Raw genomic sequence first — 13,875 nt, 5'->3', positions numbered from 1 at the left:
TTTCAACCTCTCTCCATGCGAAGAAAGAAATTATCCGGTATTAGCTCACGTTTCCGCAAGTTATCCCAGTCTTACAGGCAGGTTGCCCACGTGTTACTCACCCGTCCGCCGCTCATCTTTTGGAAGCAAGCTCCCAAAAGATGCGCTCGACTTGCATGTATTAGGCACGCCGCCAGCGTTCGTCCTGAGCCAGGATCAAACTCTCATAAATGAGAGAAGTTTGTGTTCCTTCTCAATTGCTGGCAATGGTTTAAAAACATCTGTCCATTATTTATTGACGTTCGTTTCGTTCAGTTTTCAAAGATCAAACTTTTTTAACAGCAACTTTATTATTATATCAACCAACAAATCATCTGTCAAGTGTTTTTTTGGAGCGGGTGATGGGAATCGAACCCACGACAACAGCTTGGAAGGCTGTAGTTTTACCACTAAACTACACCCGCATAAAATATTTACTCTGGTCGGGAAGACAGGATTTGAACCCGCGACCTCTTGGACCCGAACCAAGCGCTCTGCCAAGCTGAGCTACTTCCCGCTATAGACATACTAATAAAGACATCGGATATACTCTTTAGCCTATAACGCGAATGATCCAACCAATTGTAAACATGAATATCTACTAATTAAAATGGCGCGCCCGAGAGGAGTCGAACCCCTAACCTTTTGATCCGTAGTCAAACGCTCTATCCAATTGAGCTACGGGCGCATGAAATGATTTGGTGCGGTAGAAAGGACTTGGACCTTCACGGGTATTCACCTAGTGGGCCCTCACCAATTTAACCTCATTTTATATCATTTGGTCTATGCTTTTTTATTATTTTTTATCACTTTTGGTTCATTCATGGTGAACGAATCACACGAACAATTATAGATATTACAACAGAATTGTTCAATTTTCAAGTAAAAAAATAAAATTCTTTAATTCTTACAATTCTTTACTTTTTCACTAAGCAATTATTCTAGACATTATTCTTCTTTTCAAATTATCAATACGCCTGTCATGCTCTCCCCATTTCGAGAATTGATACGCCTGTTCCACCTCAATTTCTTTAAGATTTCCTTTAATCATTGTCACATCTACTCTAGATAGAAGCGACTTCTCCATGAACCATATTTGTTGTCTTATTGACTTCCGCCAAATCCGGTGCAATTTTATCAAATCGATTATTTACATCATCAAATCGATTATTTACCTCTTTTTGAAAATCTTTCTGACGTTGTTCGATAATCCAATAATCGAGCATATGAAGCCAATAGCTGTAAAACCATAAGTAACATAATCTCCAGTTAAAGAACCTATCATCACAATCCTTGTAGGTTGAACAAAAGTAATAAAAAAGCAAACAATTCCAATTGCCAGAGCGATCTAACTGATAGCACTATGCTTTCTGACGACAGCTACATTGGCACTCACACAAATCACCTCCCCCTATATTTTTAAAAGTTATGAAAAAAAGCTGTTTGTTGAATTGTCACAATTCAGCTTATCAACGTAATGTATCAAACTCGCTATATAAATTGTCGGACTTTCTTTTAAAGCAACACCTCCCCTGATTATAACACGGAACTAATCATTATGAGTTTCAAACAGACATTTTACTTTGTTTTTAAAGTTTAGAACTGACACTTCTTTGGTTTCAAAATTTAAAATGCGTGTTCGGACATCATTTTCGGAAATAAAAACAACTGATCCATCCTTATCAATACAATAAGCAATCGGGATAGAAACACCCGTATTTCCAAATGATCCATCAGCATGACTTGTACCAATAATCATTGTTTTATATGTAATTGCGATTTTTGTTGCTTCTGTAATCCATTCTTTAAACTGTTCGTTGCTAAACATTCCAACTCCAATTGGATGTACAATTAAGTCAATGTCATTACATTCTTTACTCTTGATACCTTGAACAATTAGCTCGTCGCAAAGAATGTGCCCAATTTTCAATCCCTCTTCTACGACAAAAGATGTTCTACTATACTTGACTCTATCTAAAATTACCTCTCCCATACGATTAATTATTATCACTCTGTCTTTTGGGCTTTCTTGGAGCCTCCTATGTCCACCGATTAGAACGGTATTATATCTTTTTGCCAAATCACAGGCTTGCTTCACATTTTCATTTAGATACCCTTCTGGAAATATAACTACATCAACAGTAGGATTATTTTTTAATTCAGCTTCGAGTTGATCAATATTTTTTTCGAGTTTTGGTTGAATAATTAAAAATTCCAAACTAAACACGCCTTCCATTAAAGAGAGATTTAATTTATATTTCTTTTCTGCATATATAACCGTCGCTATCCTTCTGCAACAAGCTACACCATTAGCGTAATAAAATAACTTTCCAACGAATACAGCATACTATAATAAACTTTTGAGCCTTTCACAAATTACGTCTACGTCCATATTTGTCGTATCAATAATTAGATCTGAACTATTTTTTAATAACGGTAATACATGATTAAAACTATCTATTACTTCTTCTTTTTCCTCTGGTCTTTTCCCATAATAATTAGTCGTCCTTTCATCAATTCTTTTAATCATTACGTCCTGCTCTGCCGTTAATAGAACTACATAATCAAAGTGTTTATAAAACTTGCTTTGATTTGAATAACAACCTGCAATAAATAAAAGCGTTTGCCCATTTTCATTTAGCAATTTTGTTATTTTTTCTTCATCCAAGACTGTCTCTTCAGTATCACCATTTCCATTGTTAGTTACATACCCATAATCCGTATCAACAACTTTGTATCCCTGTTCTTCTAATCGTTCTAATGTATATGATTTACCTACACCAGATAAACCAGTTACAAATACAATCGTCATAATAAATCTCCTTAAATAAGAATTAAACAAATTTGTTAAACCATTCGTCTCTTACCTGCCAGTTATACTCAAAAAATTTTATCATTGTAAACACCCCAATATTTGATTGGTTAACCCTCAAAAGTGTAAGGAGAGGAAGACTCAAGCAAACCTTCCACACCAATAGGATGATAAGGCATTAACTTATTCGCTGTTTGAAAATCCACCCATTTTATTTCTGATATTTCATTTTCATCTTGAATTGTAGGATTTCCTTTAATAATTTTTGCTTTGAATGTTATAAACAAAGCGTGATGGCCCTTTTCTTTAAAAAAGGCTTCGTTAACCGAAACAATGTTTTCAACTTCTACTGTTAAACCCGTCTCTTCTTTAACCTCACGAATAACTGCCTGTTCTAACGTTTCCCCCTTTTCAACTGCTCCACCAGGAAGAGACCAGCTACCACCTTGATTATTAACCATCAGAACTTTTCTTCGCTCACAAATAAAACCGTATGCTACATCTATTCTTCTCACTTTCCTCACCATCCCACTATTATATAGAATAACAGAGCCTTTCTTCACCCCATCTGGCCCTTGCAATATTGGCACTATTCTATATCAGTGAAAAGCGCCTTATTATGGAAGATCGTACAACAATAACTCTGGCTATCAATATTACACTAAAGCACCTATTAGTTCCATAAGAAACGGCAATGAGAGTCTATTCCCATTGCCTACTTTATTACTTATCTGTTTTTTGTCCTACTATTAAACCAGAAGATAACCAACGACCATTATCCTGTAATATGATATCTTTCTCTCCATCATAATATTTAAAATTATCAACCCATAACTTATACGCATTCTCAAAGTAATAGGCTTCAATGATTTCTAAACCATTCTGACGGAATAAATCACAATTCCAATTAATCGTTCGTAGCCATTCTTTATAGCTTTTCATGATATCAAAGTGTGTAATATCTAAAGGTATAGGGTTCGTTGTACACATTGGTTCTGCAAACCCAATTCGCCCATTACTTCTAGTTATACGAATTATCTCTTTCAGAGCTTGAGGTCGTTCTTCACCTATCATAAAAAAGAACCAATACCGATTACCGCATCAAAAGAGTTATTAGCAAATGGTAATTTTTGTGCTTTAGCATTAATAGCTAATACCTGATTTCCCACGCCTTTTTCTGTGGCATAATTATGAATGACATTTAGGTCTTCCCACGGTTCCAAAGTTACTATTGAAACGTCCCAATGTTTTGCTAAAGTTGTTGCAATTTGACCAGTGCCAGCTCCGATTTCTAAAACCCGCATCCCAGGTTTTATGTTTACAGCTTTAACTAATGGTAATGCCATTTCATACGAACCAGGTCCTAATGGCTGTGGATTTTCAATTTCAAGAAATGGATTTGAATCAATATTATTATTCAATAGAATACCCCTTACTAGGGGAAACACGACGTTTTAGATTATTGGGCTTTTTTCACTCGTTATCGCTTCAAAAAGTGATATTTATCATATCAAAGAAGTGATATCCATCACTACCGCCCCCGTCGCCTTTTCGATATGCTTTTAACAAATTAAATGAAGGAGGCACAAAAAACAATGAGAATAGGTTTATTAATCGGTTTATATGTGGGAGTTATTTCAGGGGCTGCCGCTATTGCCACAGCTTACCTGTTAGGTGCTGTAACAGGCCTATGGTTTTCCCAGTTAAATTGGATCTCCATTGCGGTTGCTTCGATCATCGCAAATATCGCCGGGGCAATGATTTTCGTGAAGTGGTTTCGAAAAACGGCCAGACCTTCACTCTATTATGTTCTGCTTACCGGAGGTGTCACTCTGTTGTCGTCGCTCAATGTTTTGGCTAATCCCCCTGCAGATAAATTCGGCGTTATTGCACAGCCGGTGCATATCGTGGTCTTCTTACTTTCGATCTGGTTGGTTCCGATGTGGCTGAAACGCGGACAACAGGCCCAGGTTTCCGGAGCCGCGATAACCAACAAAAAAGGTTAAGTTCAATGGTTCAAAATCATATGGTATGATAGTCCAAAATGATGGAGGTGGTAAAAAAATGTCTCGCATCAGACTCCCGTGGGAAACGATGATGTTGCTTCCCCCTTTGATTTCTCTGATTATCTTTCCGCAACAAACAGGGTATAGCTATCTTTTGTTTTTTATCATTGCAACAGCTCATTTAATCAGCATTATGAACGCGAAATACCGGACTCTTTTTATTACTATTCAATTAGTCGCGATAGCTTTATGGGGGGCTTTCTTTAGCCCATGGGAATTAATCTTTGGCTTTTATCCCGCTTTGGTGATCGGCAAGTACCCATCCTACCGTAAAATTACTGGAATGACTGTACTCATGGCTGTGCTCTTTGCCGGGTCGGCTGGGTTCTATTTCTTGCGAGAGTCAAATCCATTGTACCTTGGCTGGTATTCGATTCTTCTCATTCTTTTCTTGTTGCCCTATATGGTGAGAATGATCCGGAAATCGCATGAAATGAAATTGGGGTTACAATATGCCAATGATGAAATTTCCCGGTTGATAAAAAATGAAGAGCGCCAGCGAATCGCCCGTGATCTTCATGACACGCTGGGCCATACCCTGTCTCTGCTTACGTTGAAAGGTGAATTGGTGGAGCGGCTGATTCCCCAGAATCCCGATCAAGCCTCAAAAGAAGCACGTGAGATCCAAAATATTTCACGATCTGTTTTATTGCAGGTGCGGGAACTGATCAGTGATATGCAGTCCATCGATCTCGATGAGGAGTGCCAACAGGCGGCTCAAATTTGCGAATCTGCCGGAATTTCATTCAAATTGGAACGGAATGATGAACTTTCAGGAGCCCCGCCGATTATCCGGAATATCCTGAGCCTGTGTCTTCGTGAATGTGTGACCAATGTCGTGAAACACAGCGGCGCACGCAGATGCACACTCCGCCTTAAAGAAGAACCTGGAAGATACATTCTTCAGGTGAAGGATGATGGGATCGGCATTGCGAAGGAAAATCACGACCAGTTTCACAGCGGCCTGTTGGGTATGAAAGAACGGTTGTTGCTGATCGAAGGGAAACTTGAAATGGCAACCGGGGAAACAAAAGGAACGAAAATCACGATCATCGTGCCAAAAGTTAAGAAACCAGCGATAACGGAGGGAATCCAATGAAAATCGTCATTGCGGAAGATCAAGGAATGCTTCGGTCCGCGGTCAGCCAGTTATTGGCCCTGGAAGAAGATATTGAAATTGTCGGGGAAGCCAACAACGGTGAACAGGCTCTCCAGCTGATTCAGGAAAAAAACGCCGATATTGCCGTGCTCGATATAGAGATGCCATTGTTAAGTGGACTGGAGGCAGCGGAAAAGTTGAGGGATGAAGGCAGTGAATGCCGGGTCGCCATCGTGACCACCTTCGCCCGAAGCGGGTACCTGCAACGTGCCGTGAAGGCCGGAGTAATGGGTTATTTGCTAAAAGATACGCCCGTGTCCGAATTGGCGGAAGCACTGCGAAAAATTCACGTGGGCAAACGTGTCTTCAGCCCACATCTGACTTTTTCCATGATGGAAGAAATAAACCCACTGACGAAACGAGAATCCGAGATTTTGTTGCACCTGAAGAAGGGGGATTCAGTCAAAGAGGTCAGTAAGGCTCTCTATCTCTCTCCAGCTACGATCCGCAACTACATCTCCGAAATTATTCAGAAGCTGGAAGCGAGAAACCGAATGGATGCCGTCTCCATTGCCGAAAACAAAGGGTGGCTGCCGGAAGAACCATTTTTGTAAGAAAAGCGCAAGCGCCTTGGTCAGCCCCGACAAGCAAATGTTCTGAGACAAGAAAAGTCCGATCTTGACTTTTATTGGCTCAGGTTATTTGACCTCGAGCCGATGGCGCCTGGAGCTGGATCCAACAATAGCCAATTTTTATACTTTATTTTTAACTTACCTTGTAAAACAAAACTGATTTTATGATGCAAGACCGAAGAGAGAGAATTTCTTTATGAGAGAAGGAGAAAAAAGTGCCACATGTCATTGAAGTTGAAGGCTTAACCAAACAGTACGGGGAAACTCGAGCCGTACAGGGGATTTCTTTTACAGTCGAAAAAGGCGAAATTTTCGGGATTGTTGGTCCGAACGGATCTGGTAAAACTACAACGATTGAGATTCTGGAAGGATTGCGGAAAAGAGATTCCGGAAGGGTACACGTACTCGGCTATGACCCCGGCAAGGAATCAGACCGCTATCAATTAAATAAAAAAATTGGGGTGCAGTTTCAGGATACATCCATCCAGGAGTTAATGAAGGTCAAGGAAGCGCTAAATCTGTTTGCCTCTTTTTATGACACACACGGCCTGGTGGACATCATTGAACAGTTACATTTGCAAGACAAACTCAATTCTTATTTCAAGAATCTTTCTGGTGGCTGGAAACAACGGGTAACACTCGCTTTATCCGTTTTGCATCAACCCGAAATTGTATTTTTGGATGAACCGAGCATGGGGCTCGATCCGCAAGCACGCCGCGAGTTATGGGAAGTCATCCATACCCTGAAGGAACAAGGAACCACCATCCTAGTCACAACGCATTATATGGAAGAAGCCGAAAAACTTTGCGACCGGATCGCCATGGTGTACGATGGCCGAATCCGGGCACTTGGAAAACCGAATGAGTTACTCGAAGACCTTGCGACAAACTACCTAGCGTTTGAGAGTTTTGATGTGGATCCCGATGTATTGATTTCCCTCCCCAGCGTGATTCACGTGGAGAAAACCAGGGAACAGGTGAGAATTCGAACGGAGAATCTCCAGCGTTCCGCCTATTTGGTTTTAAAAGAATGTGAAGAACGCGATTGGAAAGTGACCGCATTCCGTTTCGAGCGTGGCACGCTGGATGATTTGTTTGTTCACCTGTTAAAGGAGCGATCAGTATGAATAAAATTGTGAAACTGTCGGTAATGGAAACAAAGTTATTTTTTCGAGAAAAAATGGCCGTGTTCTGGACCTTTTTATTTCCGGTTCTGATGATCTGGCTATTCGGAGAGATGTTCGGAAGCGCAAAAATCGGTGGGATGACATACAGCAATGCTTACATCCCGTCCTGGATTGCCGTGAACATCTTGACCACTGCGTTTTTCGGAATCGGAACGGTGATGGCTAACTATCGTGAAAAAGGCATTTTGCGACGCTATCAGGTCACAACAGTAAGGCCCTGGATGGTATTAACGGCGCAAACCGTGCAGGGAACCGTCATTTTTACCATCAGCGCCGTAATTATTCTCATTTTTGGATACCTCGTCTTCCATTTACATGTACCGAAATATTTGGGAAGTACCTTATTAGCCATCCTATTAAGCCTAGTTGCCTTCTTTCCGTTCGGACTGTTGATCAATTCAATTGCCAAAAACGTTCGGACTGCCTCAGCCATCAGTTCACTCGTCTTGAATTTGATGATTTTTCTATCGGGAGCCACCTTTCCGATTGAATGGATGCCAAACGTATTACGTGTTATCGCCCACATCCTTCCGCTTTACTACGTCATTGATTTAATAAGGCAAACATGGAATTTCACACCGATTTGGGAGAATGGGGTGGATGTCGCGGTCCTCATTGGTGTCGCCATCGTGTCAATCATTTTGTCTTCACGGTTTTTCCGCTGGAGCGGGGAATAAGACGATCATGTTTGAGAAATCTTTATAAAAATACTTTTTTTATTGGGGAAGTATAGCACGGGCTGTGGTGACAACACCGTATAACCTAATCACAATCAGATTAATGACAATGGAAACACCACATGAGGACCATTTACATGTTTTCCTACCACGTAATTGCGAGTTCACCATACACTATAAAAAATAAATGAGGAGAGAAAAACTTGAGTAAGATGAATCTTAACCTAGTTTCAACTAGTCCTTTGACAATGCGTCGTCGTGTCGCGCCTGCATTTGGACTGTTTTTTCTTTCTCCGCTAGTCGCGGAGTTTTTACTCGGCAACATATCAATAAGTTCGATCGCAGCCCCGCTCTTCTTTGCGCCGATGTATGGTGGCGGGGCGATCCTCATTCGAGAAATAACTCGACGTTTCCACCGCGGTTGGCCGACGATGATTCTGCTCGGCTTGGCTTATGGTGTTATTGAGGAAGGCCTGATCACACAATCACTGTTCAATCCGTCTTATGCTGGTCAGGAATTGCTCAGTTCCACTTATATTCCGGCACTTGGAATGGGCGCCTGGTGGACACTGTTTGTTCTTACGCTTCACACGGTTTGGAGCACGAGCGTGCCAATTGCCCTTATGGAATCACTGGTCCCCGATCAAAGAACCAGACCTTGGTTAGGGAAGATTGGTCTGACGGTTGTCGGCCTATTGTTCATTTTTGGATCAGCGATAAATTTCTTTGGCACATACGTGCAGGGATTCTTTCTTTCGACGGCACCCCAATTGATTGGTACACTTGTTGCAATCATAGTCCTTATTGTCGTTGCATTTGCCATTCACCAAAGTTCGCTCTCCATCACAAGGGGGATTGCACCGAGTCCACGGCTCGTTGGGATTGTGTCACTGGTCGCATCAAGCTTGTTTATGGTTAGCAACCATCTACTGCATAGTTGGTTGACTGTCTGTGTCTGTATCGCGCTTTTCACAATAATGATTATTATATGCACACGCTGGTCACGTTCTGAAGGGTGGGGGGAATCCCATTTAGTCGCACTTGCGGGGGGTGCTTTGCTGACATACGCTTGGAACGGCTTCCTCCAATATCCAGTTATTGGCGCAAAAGGAACCGTTGATCTGATCGGGAATGGGGTCTTTGCGCTTATAGCCATCATTCTTCTGTTCCTCGCTCTGTATAGGGTAAGGAGATCGAATTGATTTTTTGATCCCTCCAATGTTCCAAATAACCAAAAGAATACACACGCCCGTTTTATGTATGAGTGCTATTTAGGTTCTGTCACAGGTGGATCAATATCTTGTCTGAAGTGGGTCAAAAAGATGGCAGAGGTGGGGGGATAACCTATATCCTATCAAACTTTATTTCAAGGTCACACTTAACCCGATTATAGCAACAGAACTTCATTATGAGTTTCAAACAAACTTTTGTTACCTTCATTTAAAGTTCCTTTGAGCAGCGGAAAAGCAGCCAGCAAAATGGCCTGCTTGTTAAATTGTCACAATCAGCTTATCAACGTAATTGTATCAAACTCCCTCTATATACTAACGATTTCTCTTGTTTTCTTCGTTTTTCTTATAAATTCATTTATTATTTCAAAATGTATCTAACATCTTTACTGAATAACCGACTAACTTGTAGGGTTTTTCTAAAAAAAGGTAGAACATCATTTAGGCGCGTTCAAACTCCCTCTTTAACTTGCGTAACGTTTAACTGTGCATTTTACGCAATTACTGGTATCCTTTTATTATATGAAGCGTATCCAAGAAGAGAGATGAAAAGATTGGCGGTGAATGAACAGGATAAACCACATTTTAATGTAGATCAGGTTGTTCCAGCATCGTTAGCAGCTAAACGTTTTGGGGAAGTTCGAAAAAAGGCAAAAGTAATCCCGCAATTTATTTCTGAAAATAATCGGATTGATTCTGTCTTATTGGATTATAAAGAATATGAAAAGCTATATATGGAACTTGAAGCTCTAAGTGAGCTATCTTGGGAAATTAATCTCGCACGCCGAATTGAAAAAGCCGACGCCGCTAATATTAGATACCATCTAAAAGAAGTAATGGGTAAGAATGGATATGAGGAATTCCGTCGTATTGATCCAAACGCCATTTCTGATGAAGAGTTATTCGAGTGATCAAGGGAACAGATAAAGTTTGAAATTGTTTTTATTGAGGAAGCAAAAAAGGAATATCGAAAATTGGATGGTTCCATTAAAAAACTTGTAGATACTGCTCTTGCAAAAATGGAAGAACGTGCGGATGTTCTAGGAGAAGAGTTAACGCGGAATTTAATTGGTTGCAGAAAGATTAAATTCCGAAAAATTGGCATTCGGATTGTTTATCGAATTGTTGGCGATAAGGCAGAAATTGCAGAAATTATTACGATTGGCAAGCTTAAAGATAATGAAGTGAATAAAATTACAGATAAGCGATTAGAAACCCTAAAAAAGCTAAAAGAAGAATGGAACATCCCGGCAATGAGAGTCAGTTTTTTTCTTTAAAAGGATGCTTTTTTCTTTACTTGCTCTTGCTGTAGCCTTGAAAGATATAAATTATTAAACTTTATTTCAAAGATGCATCAGTTAACTATAGTTAACCTGGTTAACCCCAATTTGTCCCTGTCGTTCAAATCCAATATTTTACGACGACAACTAGACAATTTCTGTTCATATGATTTAATTTTTCATTATTTTTTCTTTTGTCACATCTACTCTTATAGAAGTAACTTCTTCATGAATCATATTTGTTGTCTTTTTGACTTCCGCCAAATCCGATTCAATCTTATCAAATCGCTTGTTTACATCATCAAACTGTTTATTCACATCATCAAAACGATTATTTACCTCTTTTTGAAAATCTTTCTGACGTTGATTCATTTCTCCTAACAACTTCAATACATTTGTTTCAAAATGTGACATGTCTATCACTCCTTTATTAATTCTCTTATTGTAATCTATACTATAATTATAAACCCACAATTGAGGTTAAATTAAAAGATAAGTTTTGAAAAATCAAAATGGGTTCTCTCTTGTGAATTAGTATATATTTTTCGCAAAAAAGTTTGATCATTTTATACCTATGATCTTCAGCTATCGCGCCCGATTGATGAATAATCGGTAAAACGGTTATTAAGTTAAACTTAATTCATAGTGATAAAACTGTGAATCCCGTTCATATCCATTTTTTTCATAGAGCCTTTGTGCTGAAAAATTATCTTGTGCTGTACTAAGAGCAATGCTTTTAGCCCCTGTTTTAATAGCATAATCTTTTGCCTTATGTAAAAGCATTTCTCCTACCCCTTGTTTCCTTGCTTCCAGATTGACAAACAAATCATTTAATATCCATGCTTTTTTCATCGAAATAGAAGAGAAAGTAGGATAAAGCTGTGTGAATCCCACGTACTTTTGGTTCTTCTTAACAACAAATATTACGGATTCTTCATTTTCTAAACGCTCTTTTATGTATTCCTTAGCACCCTCTAAATCTGATGTTTGTTCATAAAACATGCGGTATGAATTAAATAAATTTGATACACCTTCTAAATCCTCAATCGTAGCTTGATATATTTCCATTTGAAATCCCTCCTTATTTTTATTTAACGAATTCCTTTTCAGGTAACCCTAATATGTCTGTATTTTTAGGTATATGGTCAAGTAAATATTTCTTTTTACTATGCACCAATTGACCCTAACTTTAGCAAAATATTGTTCATCCGTTATGCCACAATATGGCCCGATTCTGGCACAACTTTTATTCAGCTAAAGCGCCCGTTAGTGGAACAATTATAACATTTTCACTGATTCTTTTAACATGACTTCATTTTCTTCATCCCATACTTCATATATTTCAAACGTTCCTTCCTCAAAAAATAATGGGAATTTCCTTTTAAACCAAGATTGCATAGGAAGACTAAGTACCTCTTCAATTGGAACCCATAATAACTCGCCTTCTGGTGGATCTGTTAATAACTCACCTTCATAAGATTTAGCTAAATAATTAAAAACCATATATCTATAGTTTTTTTCAGGAACGACACATTCATCTATGCCTTTAAAAACTAAATCCTTAACTTTCAATCCTGTTTCCTCCCATACTTCACGAATAGCCCCTTCAGTAAGTCCTTCTGGAAAATCAACTTTGCCTCCTGCACCTAAATAACCAGGAAAACCAAGTTTACTTGGCCTATTTACTAATAATACCTTATCTTCATCTTGTACTATGCACATAGTATATAAATCAATTTTCATCATTTCTCTTTTCTCCTTTGTTTTAGATAATGGCCCGTTTGTTGAGTTGTCACAGCCCAGCTTACCAACTTAATTGTATCAAACTCTCTATATAAATTATCGAACTTTATTTCAAAGCAACACCTATCCCGATTATAACACGGAACTAATCATTATGAGTTTCAAGCAGACATTTTTTATCTGCTTTTAGAGTTTTGTTTCTTTGCCCTTACCTCTTCATAATCCGGTATTTTCTTATCTAAACCTAATCTATCCCCTTCTGAATAAGGTGCTATTTTTCTGTCTGGATTATCGGATTAGAATGCCAATTGAATATACTTCCCACCCTCAAAAACACGTATAATCGCATTATCTCTAGTCTTATTCTCCGTATTTGCACCCAAACTTTTTGCGACTTCTCTATCCAAGGAAATTACTTCATCAATTGCATCATCATATTATCGATAAAAGAGAAATTTGCTTTTGTTTTACATTATTTTAATATTACCCACTTTTTAAGGCAACGAGTGGTAAGTCTGGCGTCTATCGCTGACAAAAAAAGATGACAGAAGTGGCGGTAATTTGAACATCACCTGTTTTAGCGACACAGAAATATTATTATTGAAGCCACCTTCAAGAAAAAAAGAGTCCTACCGGCAAACGAAAATCTGCATTTTAACCATCAGGACTCCTTAATGTCCATTCTGAATAAACAAACCAATTTTCAAATTTTAACTCAAATCATTATCTTTTTTCCAATTGTAATATGATTTTTTATTATGGATGTTTATTATTTTGTCATTAATAATAATTGTATTGTCATCTTTCCACTGTATCGTTGTGTTTTCTTTAGATGGATACAACCAATATATTGTTTTATCCTTAAATTCCTTCTTATTGTCTTTTAAAGATGTAATAGATACTCTTTCTTGAAAATCAGCTGTTGCTCCACCTTTATTAATAATAAAAAATTCAGCTTTATATTTTCCATTAGGCGATGTATATTCTTCTTGTTTTTCTCCAGTTCCATTAAGTCTATCAAGACTGATGTTGAAGAATAGAGAATCTAAGATAAAAAACAGAAAGATAATCACTATAAAAATAGGTAGTATTACAAATAAACTTATTTTTTTTATTGTGTTCAATGTTATTC

The 13,875-nt window shown here is 38.6% G+C and carries 19 protein-coding genes, 3 tRNA genes and 1 rRNA gene; 8 read left to right on the top strand and 15 right to left on the bottom strand.

All coding sequences use genetic code 11. The features are described from left to right. The 10 genes from MUB24_RS15250 to MUB24_RS15205 form a co-directional block, all read right to left on the bottom strand. Nucleotides 1-211, bottom strand: a 16S ribosomal RNA gene (locus MUB24_RS15250); the annotation flags it as partial. 158 nt (nt 212-369) lie between these two features. After that, nucleotides 370-443: transfer RNA gene (locus MUB24_RS15245), tRNA-Gly, on the bottom strand. A gap of 15 nt (nt 444-458) precedes the next feature. Beyond that, nucleotides 459-535: transfer RNA gene (locus MUB24_RS15240), tRNA-Pro, on the bottom strand. Between the two features lie 94 nt (nt 536-629). Further along, nucleotides 630-706 (bottom strand) — tRNA-Arg (locus MUB24_RS15235). Nucleotides 707-1,082: 376 nt separating this feature from the next. Further along, a complete protein-coding gene (locus MUB24_RS15230; protein ID WP_244705524.1) occupies nt 1,083-1,244 on the bottom strand; it encodes a hypothetical protein in 162 nt (53 codons plus the stop codon). Between the two features lie 323 nt (nt 1,245-1,567). Continuing rightward, nucleotides 1,568-2,236, bottom strand: a complete 669-nt coding sequence (locus MUB24_RS15225; protein ID WP_244705522.1) for a hypothetical protein — start codon at nt 2,234-2,236, stop codon at nt 1,568-1,570. Nucleotides 2,237-2,365: 129 nt separating this feature from the next. Then, nucleotides 2,366-2,830, bottom strand: coding sequence for an AAA family ATPase (locus tag MUB24_RS15220; RefSeq protein WP_244705520.1), 465 nt, complete (start codon nt 2,828-2,830; stop codon nt 2,366-2,368). Between the two features lie 110 nt (nt 2,831-2,940). Beyond that, nucleotides 2,941-3,345, bottom strand: coding sequence for an NUDIX hydrolase (locus MUB24_RS15215; RefSeq protein ID WP_244705518.1), 405 nt, complete (start codon nt 3,343-3,345; stop codon nt 2,941-2,943). Nucleotides 3,346-3,553: 208 nt separating this feature from the next. Further along, on the bottom strand, nt 3,554-3,904 hold the full coding sequence (locus tag MUB24_RS15210; RefSeq protein WP_244705516.1) for a hypothetical protein: 351 nt from the start codon (nt 3,902-3,904) through the stop codon (nt 3,554-3,556). After that, nucleotides 3,901-4,251, bottom strand: a complete 351-nt coding sequence (locus tag MUB24_RS15205; protein WP_244705514.1) for a class I SAM-dependent methyltransferase — start codon at nt 4,249-4,251, stop codon at nt 3,901-3,903. The genes MUB24_RS15210 and MUB24_RS15205 overlap by 4 nt, the downstream gene beginning before the upstream one ends. Nucleotides 4,252-4,425: 174 nt before the next feature. Between MUB24_RS15205 and MUB24_RS15200 the strand changes: the two genes are divergently transcribed. From MUB24_RS15200 to MUB24_RS15165, 8 genes are all read left to right on the top strand, one after another. Then, nucleotides 4,426-4,836, top strand: a complete 411-nt coding sequence (locus MUB24_RS15200; protein ID WP_244705512.1) for a hypothetical protein — start codon at nt 4,426-4,428, stop codon at nt 4,834-4,836. Nucleotides 4,837-4,894: 58 nt separating this feature from the next. Then, on the top strand, nt 4,895-5,995 hold the full coding sequence (locus MUB24_RS15195) for a sensor histidine kinase (protein WP_244705510.1): 1,101 nt from the start codon (nt 4,895-4,897) through the stop codon (nt 5,993-5,995). After that, nucleotides 5,992-6,609 (top strand): response regulator transcription factor, encoded by a 618-nt coding sequence (locus MUB24_RS15190; protein WP_244705508.1) that lies wholly within the window; start codon nt 5,992-5,994, stop codon nt 6,607-6,609. Before MUB24_RS15195 ends, MUB24_RS15190 begins: the two co-directional genes overlap by 4 nt. A 233-nt stretch (nt 6,610-6,842) precedes the next feature. Next, a complete protein-coding gene (locus MUB24_RS15185; RefSeq protein WP_244705506.1) occupies nt 6,843-7,754 on the top strand; it encodes an ABC transporter ATP-binding protein in 912 nt (303 codons plus the stop codon). Continuing rightward, nucleotides 7,751-8,491 carry an ABC transporter permease gene (locus MUB24_RS15180; protein WP_244705504.1) on the top strand — a complete coding sequence of 247 codons (741 nt, stop codon included), beginning with the start codon at nt 7,751-7,753 and terminating at the stop codon, nt 8,489-8,491. Before MUB24_RS15185 ends, MUB24_RS15180 begins: the two co-directional genes overlap by 4 nt. A 212-nt stretch (nt 8,492-8,703) precedes the next feature. Beyond that, nucleotides 8,704-9,693, top strand: coding sequence for a hypothetical protein (locus MUB24_RS15175; RefSeq protein WP_244705535.1), 990 nt, complete (start codon nt 8,704-8,706; stop codon nt 9,691-9,693). 581 nt (nt 9,694-10,274) lie between these two features. Next, the gene (locus MUB24_RS15170) at nt 10,275-10,631 is read left to right on the top strand and encodes a hypothetical protein (RefSeq protein WP_244705502.1); all 357 of its coding nucleotides are present in this window, start codon (nt 10,275-10,277) and stop codon (nt 10,629-10,631) included. 63 nt (nt 10,632-10,694) lie between these two features. After that, nucleotides 10,695-10,997 (top strand): addiction module toxin RelE, encoded by a 303-nt coding sequence (locus MUB24_RS15165; protein ID WP_244705500.1) that lies wholly within the window; start codon nt 10,695-10,697, stop codon nt 10,995-10,997. Nucleotides 10,998-11,171: 174 nt separating this feature from the next. Here the strand turns inward: MUB24_RS15165 and MUB24_RS15160 are convergent, their stop codons facing one another. From MUB24_RS15160 to MUB24_RS15140, 5 genes are all read right to left on the bottom strand, one after another. Beyond that, nucleotides 11,172-11,414: a hypothetical protein gene (locus tag MUB24_RS15160; RefSeq protein ID WP_244705498.1), complete on the bottom strand. Its 243-nt coding sequence runs from the start codon at nt 11,412-11,414 to the stop codon at nt 11,172-11,174. 210 nt (nt 11,415-11,624) lie between these two features. Then, nucleotides 11,625-12,068, bottom strand: coding sequence for a GNAT family N-acetyltransferase (locus MUB24_RS15155; protein ID WP_244705496.1), 444 nt, complete (start codon nt 12,066-12,068; stop codon nt 11,625-11,627). A 210-nt stretch (nt 12,069-12,278) separates the two neighbouring features. Beyond that, the gene (locus MUB24_RS15150) at nt 12,279-12,746 is read right to left on the bottom strand and encodes an 8-oxo-dGTP diphosphatase (RefSeq protein WP_244705494.1); all 468 of its coding nucleotides are present in this window, start codon (nt 12,744-12,746) and stop codon (nt 12,279-12,281) included. Nucleotides 12,747-13,039: 293 nt separating this feature from the next. Beyond that, nucleotides 13,040-13,126 (bottom strand): DUF4467 domain-containing protein, encoded by an 87-nt coding sequence (locus MUB24_RS15145; protein ID WP_244705533.1) that lies wholly within the window; start codon nt 13,124-13,126, stop codon nt 13,040-13,042. A 327-nt stretch (nt 13,127-13,453) separates the two neighbouring features. Further along, complete coding sequence (locus MUB24_RS15140) at nt 13,454-13,867, bottom strand: DUF5412 family protein (protein WP_244705492.1); 414 nt, start codon at nt 13,865-13,867, stop codon at nt 13,454-13,456. Nucleotides 13,868-13,875: the final 8 nt, after the last annotated feature.

The sequence above is a fragment of the Lederbergia sp. NSJ-179 genome, from assembly GCF_022867885.1.
In the GTDB taxonomy this organism is placed as follows: domain Bacteria; phylum Bacillota; class Bacilli; order Bacillales; family Bacillaceae_C; genus Lederbergia.
The sequence above is the reverse complement of the archived record's forward strand: the minus strand, read 5'-3'. Positions and strand labels throughout refer to the sequence as shown.